Source organism: Nostoc sp. (assembly GCF_036919595.1).
Classification (GTDB): Bacteria; Cyanobacteriota; Cyanobacteriia; order Cyanobacteriales; family Nostocaceae; genus Nostoc.
This window is the reverse complement of sequence record NZ_JBALCO010000104.1, coordinates 1-6,607: the sequence shown is the minus strand read 5'-3', so window position 1 is coordinate 6,607 and position 6,607 is coordinate 1. Positions and strand designations below refer to the sequence as shown.

The following is a 6,607-nucleotide window of genomic DNA, read 5'->3' as shown; positions in this document are numbered from 1 at the left end:
CGAATTCGTAAACAGCTAATTCAATTTGACTGCCTTCGGAATGCTATGGAAGATGTTCTTAGTATAGCGTCCTAACCGTACTGGCGGCTGCTATATCTGCACAAAATTACAAGAACTAAATCTGCAATACCCAACAGTGAGTGAGGAACATAGACAGCAGCTTTTAGAAGCAAAACGCATTCTAGAGCAGGAAGATGAACCTATGAAATCAGTAGAGAAAGAGAAAAAAAAGTAAATTGTTTTAAATAATACATTGTATAATTTATTTGCTCAAATATGATTAATCAAAAATTTATTTATTCTCTCTGTAAAGAACAAGTTTGGTAGATAATAAGAGCCTAAAAATCATGATTCAAATGGCGGAAAATGCCAACAATCATCCACCTTACTTTACTAATGCTGCTTTTGATATTGTGGCGATCGCAGCCTCAGCAGGCGGTGTGACTGCTTTAATTAAAGTGCTATCGACCTTACCAGCAGAATTTACAGCTGCGATCGCCATTGTGCAACACCTTCCTCGGCAATATCCGTCGCTCATGGCAGAAATTCTGAATTGGCACACGGCTATTAGCGTCAAACAGGCAGAGGAGGGAGATATCCTTACCCCAGGAACGGCTTACATTGCTGCACCCAATCATCACTTGTTGGTTAACGGTGATGGCACGCTTTCCTTATCACAGTCGGAATCGGTACGTTTTTTACGTCCTTCGGCTGACTTGTTATTTGAATCGGTTGCAGCCACTTACAAAAATAGAGCCATCGCCATTGTGCTAACTGGAACGGGTAGTGATGGCACGATCGGGGTAGAGGCAATTAAAAAAATGGGCGGTACTGTCATTGTCCAAGACATAGAAACCGCTGAATTTTCCGGGATGCCCTCGGCTGTGATTCAAAGTGGCAACGTAGATTTTATTCTCCCCCTGAATAAAATTTCCCCCACTTTAGTGACTTTGGTCATGGGAGAATGTGACTAAGCTCAGAGGCAGAGGGGCGCAGGGGCATACTTATCTACCAGAGGCTGTGCCAACGACTGCGCTTAGTAACCAGGGGGTAGAAAAGATATGTGGTTCAGAATACAACTTACTATAAATATAGTGTAAACATAGTTTCATGAGTTTTTGATACTCGTGAATAAGGCTTAGAACTCCGTCAACGAGTCTTTGATACTCGTGAATGAGTCTTTGAACTCCGTTAACGAGTCTTTGATACTCATGAATAAAGCTTTGAACTCCGTCAACAAGTCTTTGATACTCGTGAATGAGTCTTTGAACTCCGTCAACGAGTCTTTGATACTCGTGAATGAGGCTTTGAACTCCGTCAACGAGTTTTTGATACTCGTGAATGAGGCTTTAAACTCCGTCAACGAGTTTTTGATACTCGTGAATGAGGCTTTAAACTCCGTCAACGAGTTTTTGATACTCGTGAATGAGGCTTTAAACTCCGTCAACGAGTTTTTGATATTCAAAGGACGCAGTTCAGAATTCCACTCCTCTGCCCCCCTTGCCCCTGCCTTATGATTCCCGAAGAAAGAGATCCCAAATTTAAAAATCTACTGACTAGAACACTTTGAGCTAATTAACCAATGGTTAGAACGCCGAAATATTCCCCTGGCTCTTTTACCACCACCTCCCTATGGCGCTCTTTTAAAAGCTACTGTCCGCCCTAAAGAACCTGAGCGATTTCTGAATTCCTTGCTAGTCACTGGTTTAATTGAAGCTCGCTCTTACGAACGCCTCGGACTATTAGCTACTCATTGTCCAAAGCCAGAATTAGCAAAATTTTATCCGGGGTTAATGGTATCCGAAGCGCATCACTACGGTATATATTGGGTTTTAGCTGCTACTTACTTCGACAAAGAAATTGTCATGCAACGGCTTGATGAATTAGCAATTGTCGAAAGTGAGTTGCTGGCGACTTTGCACCCAAAACCTAGAATTCACAGTTAGTAGACTAACCCAACAGATATGAAGCTTCAGCTAACACACCTGAGACTGCTTGTCTCCAACTACAAAGATTCTTTTCTGTTCTACCGGGATCTGCTGAAATTTGATGTCGATTGGGGCGATGAAGATAGCGGATATGCTGAGTTTAATACTGGACATCTCAAACTGGGTTTGTTCAAAAAAGAATCAATGGCTGAAGTAGTCCCAAGAATCGAACAGCCTTCATATGTTGTCAACCGAGATAAAATTGTCTTGATTTTTGCAGTTGATAATGTGGATGAAGTCTATAAACAAGTAAAGGATCAGAATGTGATAGTTGTAACTCAACCACAAGATCGCCCAAGCTGGGGAATCCGCACTGCTCATTTTCGCGATCCTGATGGCAATCTTATCGAAATCTACAACAATCTAGGAATTGTCAGTTAACTGAACTTTAGGGATTTCCAAGAAATAAATTATCCAATTTTTTGGGGTAAACTAAAAAGCCCGCCCGTAACAAAAAGCGGACTTTCCGATCCGCCCTACCCGACAAATTTTAGATTCTTCCTTTGGCGGACTCCCCCATCCCCCAAGCTAAATATTCAACAGAACTCGATATTATCTGTTGCTTCAATCAATGCACTACAAATTCCTGGTTCACTCATCGAATGCCCAGCATCAGGAACGACTATAAATTCTGCTTCTGGCCAAGCACGATGTAATTCCCAAGCTGATATCATTGGGCAGACTACATCATAGCGCCCCTGAACAATTACAGCCGGAATATGGCGAATGCGGTCTACATTTAAAAGTAATTGATCTTCTGTTTCAAAAAATCCTTTATTCATAAAATAATGACATTCAATGCGAGCAAAAGCTGAAGCAAATTCATTCTCGCCAAACTTTTGCATAAGTTCTGGGTCTAAGAAAAGTCTACTGGTACTAGCTTCCCAAATTGACCAAGCACGCGCTGCTGCTAATTGAATTTCTAAATCTGGACTGGTCAACTGCTTGTAATATGCTGCAATCATCTGATCACGTTCTGCGATCGCAATTGGTTTGACATATTCTTCCCAAGCATCAGGAAAAATATAGCTAGCACCCTCTTGATAGAACCATTGCAACTCTTTTTGTCTCAACATGAAGATACCACGGAGAATTAACCCCGTGCAGCGAGAGGCATGGGTTTGACTGTAGGCTAATGATAAAGTGCTACCCCAACTACCACCGAAGACCGCCCACTTTTCTATACCTAAATGTTGGCGCAGTTTTTCGATATCACTGACTAAATCCCAAGTGGTGTTTTCTCGTAATTCGGCATGGGGCGTACTTTGACCACAACCGCGCTGGTCAAACATTACCAACCGCCATTTTTCTGGGTGGAAATATTGCCGATAAAAAGGTGGACATCCACCACCAGGCCCCCCATGCAGCAAAACGATGGGTTGACCTTGCGGGTTTCCTGACTCTTCAAAATGAATAGTATGAAGGTGAGAAACCTGTAAACTACCTTCTAAGTAAGGCTCGATCGCTGGGTAAAGTTCTCGCATTTTGGATATTTTATCGATCACTTGTCTTTGTGAAACAACTTTAGTCTCTTCACATCACTACATTTAGATACTATTTATATAAAAGCTGCATCCTCTTTCTGGCAATAAATCCTAACAGATGTGTCTAGTCGGTGTTCGGTACTGTAACCTGATTGGGGAAAAAGATGCTCCCAATGAGCAGATATTATACTTTGGTTTTATTGAGCCAGTTTGGCAGTTAAAGGTATTTAGGTGTTTGGGAGTGGCATAGTGCGATCGCCACAGCTTCTTAATAGCGCTACGATCGCCCTCGTGTGGATGAGTTGAAAACCAGTATCATTAGTTCACTGAGCAAGGGGCGATCGCTATGGCAAGAAGTCAGACAGGGACAGACAAACGAACCGCCAGAAAAACGGATGAATGAAGCTTGGGAATTTCTCATCCGCAGGATTTGGGAACACATCTTGACAATGGAACATACCGTACTTAGGCATCATGTAAAAATAAGTTGTACAAAATTTATTTGGAATAGCTTGCTAAATCTAGCTTCTACATAAAATTTGTTCAGGTTATTTTTACACAAATCCTTACTAGGAACTACTAGAACAGACATCTATGCATTGGTGTCATTTTAAGGTGAAAGCCAGTAAGGGAAAAAGCTTTTTCTCATTAAGAGCCTCTATTTGGGAATACCTATTGTGGGTTAATAACTCCTAACTCCTAACTCTTACTCTCATTAAGATCCTCTGGCTGGGAATACCTGTTGTGGGGACTGCCGCCTCCTGAATTTGCGGCAGAGCCGCTTTTAATGCATTTCCAGCCAGAGGCTAGAAACGAGAGTTTTCTCTCGTGTTTTGGCTTAAATTGACACCAATGATAGCTATGCACCCCTACAGCAAATTGCTGTAAACCTTTAGAAGGTGAAAGTTGTTCTCAGCGTACCGATAAACGCATCGTCGTTATCGCTGTTTTGACCAGGAGAGGTCAACCAAATCACGCCAGGCGTGATTGAGACATTATCTGACACGCGATACTTGTAAAAGCCTTCAAAGTGATAAGGTATATCATTACCAGCAAAACCTGGTCGGTTAAAAGCATAGGGTTCTGCACCAGCAAAAATGCCTAAAACGTTACCCTTTTTACCAAAGTCAGGCAACGCTACCCCAAGACCGTAGCTCCAAGCTTGAAAATCATCATTTGCACCGAAACCTGTGACATCGTGGTAAGAAATGAAGCCACTAATTGACAGTTTGTCGCTGGGTCTGAAGGCTGCCGACACACCATAGGAATTACTGGAAGATGGGTTTAGGGTACTTAGAGTGTTAGCTTGAGCAGTGCCAACGACGCGGCTAGTGCTAGCTAAACCACCACCTAGATCAAATAAATTACCACCTGCACCGTGATAACCGTGAACATAGGTAGCAGCTATAGATAAGCGATCGCCAACACTAAAGTTTAACTGTCCAAGAGCTGCATAGTTACCCTCCAACAAACCTAGATTTGGCCCAGGATTATTAGCATTTGACGCCAAGTAGCCTATAGTCAGTGAACTTGGTTTGAAAAAACTGCCACCGCTACCAAAGGCTAAAGTCAGTGCTGCACCGGCACCACCACCAATGCGATAGATGGCACTTTCAGTAGCAAAGGTAGACAAAGCACCATTACCGCCATCATAGTCCTCAAAGTAAGGGTTGTTAGTGGCAACATAATCGCTATGAATACCTCCGGTGCCGGCAAAGTAAGCTTGGACTGGGCCTATGGGTACGTAATACGCTAGCCAGTCTATAATCACACCGTTGTTACCAGTGCTGCCGATTTGAAAAGTTTGTGTGCCTTCAGCAGTATCAATAGGAAGACCAGCATTATCCACTTGATTAAAGGCTAGTGCATTACCGGCTGCAAGACGGGTGTGTAAAATATCTTTACCAGTGAAACTGGTTTGCAAATCTAAACGTACCCTATCTTGGAAGACAGTATTGTTACCATCGCCAGTGTTACCGCCAAAAATATCACTAACGGCAAAAATAGCTTCACCCACCAATTTTGTGGTAGTTGAAAACTGATTAGCTTCTAGTTCAGCAGTCCGTGCTTCTACAGCATCTACTCGACCACGCAGAGTTGCTAGTTCTGCCGAGAATTCCTCTTGCAAACGCTGGAGGGTCGCCAAATCCTGTTTTGATACCAAGTCAGCAGTTGCTGTCTCAATCAGTTCATTAACTCGATCTAAACAAGCATTCAAACCTGCGGCAAACTCATAACGGGTCAATGCCCGGTTGCCACGGTAAGTGCTATTGGGGTATCCAGCAATACAACCGTAGCGTTCAACCAGGGATTGCAAAGCTTGGAATGCCCAGTCAGTCGGCTGTACATCAGAAAACTGAGAAACTGATGTGACTTGAGACAGTGAATTCTGGTTCTTGCCTTCGCTGCTGTAGCGGTTAACCTCTTCTAAAACCTTATCATCAGTCTTTTGGGCAACCAACTGCTGATTAACTTTTGGTTGCTCTGTTTGAATGAATATTGAAGCAGTAGAAGCTATTGGTGCTTCTGTCTGAGTAACTTTTGCCTTTATATCTTTAGAATAGCTTGCTACTTCAGCAGCCATAGCCCTAGCACAAACCAACACCGTCACTCCCAAAACTACTGGACTTAGTACCAGAGTTTTCCACAATAAATGAGACATTTTTATTTTCCTTTCCCAAAAAAGACCCAAAATCACTGGCTTCAAGAAAAAGAGAACAAGTAGTTATTTTACTTGTTGGAAATTTTATCAGATTGCATCGGACTTATGCACTGTACAAATTAATCATGGTATGAATTTACTATGCATAGGTCGTTTCAGGCTTTTATCAATATTCTTTGATGGTAAATAGACGTGCGCTTACGGAGTACAGCAATGTTCCCTATGACAGGTTTGTTAAATCACTCATATTTCGTTTTTCCTGTCAATGCGTAAGTCCTAGATTAATAAAAACTTCCAATAATTAACTTTTATCGATAAAAACTTAACCTATTTATAACCCTGACTTTTCACGGGATGTGGAAAGGGAAGATTGGTTCGCGAATGACATACGCGAATCATTAGGAATTTTTATGTTTAGAAGTTTCCTCAACCAAATCTTTTAAACCCTGATTGAGAATTTCAACCGCACGGTC

6 protein-coding genes and 2 pseudogenes are annotated in these 6,607 nt (G+C 42.2%); 6 read left to right on the top strand and 2 right to left on the bottom strand.

The genetic code is table 11. The annotated features are described in order from the left end of the window. Positions 1–94 precede the first annotated feature (94 nt). The 5 genes and pseudogenes from V7K21_RS16160 to V7K21_RS16140 all read left to right on the top strand — a co-directional run. Positions 95–235, top strand: a pseudogene (locus tag V7K21_RS16160) (polyphosphate kinase 2 family protein); the annotation flags it as partial. A 112-nt stretch (positions 236–347) separates the two neighbouring features. After that, a complete protein-coding gene (locus tag V7K21_RS16155; RefSeq protein WP_335175862.1) occupies positions 348–974 on the top strand; it encodes a chemotaxis protein CheB in 627 nt (208 codons plus the stop codon). A 195-nt stretch (positions 975–1,169) separates the two neighbouring features. Next, positions 1,170–1,517: a hypothetical protein gene (locus V7K21_RS16150; RefSeq protein WP_335175861.1), complete on the top strand. Its 348-nt coding sequence runs from the start codon at positions 1,170–1,172 to the stop codon at positions 1,515–1,517. A gap of 39 nt (positions 1,518–1,556) precedes the next feature. Further along, a pseudogene (miaE, locus tag V7K21_RS16145) lies at positions 1,557–1,946 on the top strand (tRNA isopentenyl-2-thiomethyl-A-37 hydroxylase MiaE); the annotation flags it as partial. An 18-nt stretch (positions 1,947–1,964) separates the two neighbouring features. Beyond that, entirely contained in the window at positions 1,965–2,369 is a 405-nt protein-coding gene (locus V7K21_RS16140) for a VOC family protein (protein ID WP_335175859.1), read from the top strand. Positions 2,370–2,524: 155 nt separating this feature from the next. Here V7K21_RS16140 and pip read toward each other — a convergent pair whose 3' ends face one another. Next, positions 2,525–3,472, bottom strand: coding sequence for a prolyl aminopeptidase (gene pip / locus V7K21_RS16135; protein ID WP_335175857.1), 948 nt, complete (start codon positions 3,470–3,472; stop codon positions 2,525–2,527). A 302-nt stretch (positions 3,473–3,774) separates the two neighbouring features. Here pip and V7K21_RS16130 point away from each other — a divergent pair, with 302 nt between their 5' ends. Continuing rightward, positions 3,775–4,008 carry a hypothetical protein gene (locus V7K21_RS16130; RefSeq protein WP_335175855.1) on the top strand — a complete coding sequence of 78 codons (234 nt, stop codon included), beginning with the start codon at positions 3,775–3,777 and terminating at the stop codon, positions 4,006–4,008. A gap of 356 nt (positions 4,009–4,364) precedes the next feature. Here the strand turns inward: V7K21_RS16130 and V7K21_RS16125 are convergent, their stop codons facing one another. Beyond that, complete coding sequence (locus V7K21_RS16125) at positions 4,365–6,134, bottom strand: iron uptake porin (RefSeq protein WP_335175853.1); 1,770 nt, start codon at positions 6,132–6,134, stop codon at positions 4,365–4,367. Positions 6,135–6,607: the final 473 nt, after the last annotated feature.

What these genes read in the sequence shown, in the direction of transcription:
- V7K21_RS16155 (WP_335175862.1), top strand. Translation starts at nt 348, where the DNA reads ATGATTCAAATGGCGGAAAATGCCAACAATCATCCACCTTACTTTACT.
- V7K21_RS16140 (WP_335175859.1), top strand. Translation starts at nt 1,965, where the DNA reads ATGAAGCTTCAGCTAACACACCTGAGACTGCTTGTCTCCAACTACAAA.
- pip (WP_335175857.1), bottom strand. Translation starts at nt 3,472, where the DNA reads ATGCGAGAACTTTACCCAGCGATCGAGCCTTACTTAGAAGGTAGTTTA.
- V7K21_RS16125 (WP_335175853.1), bottom strand. Translation starts at nt 6,134, where the DNA reads ATGTCTCATTTATTGTGGAAAACTCTGGTACTAAGTCCAGTAGTTTTG.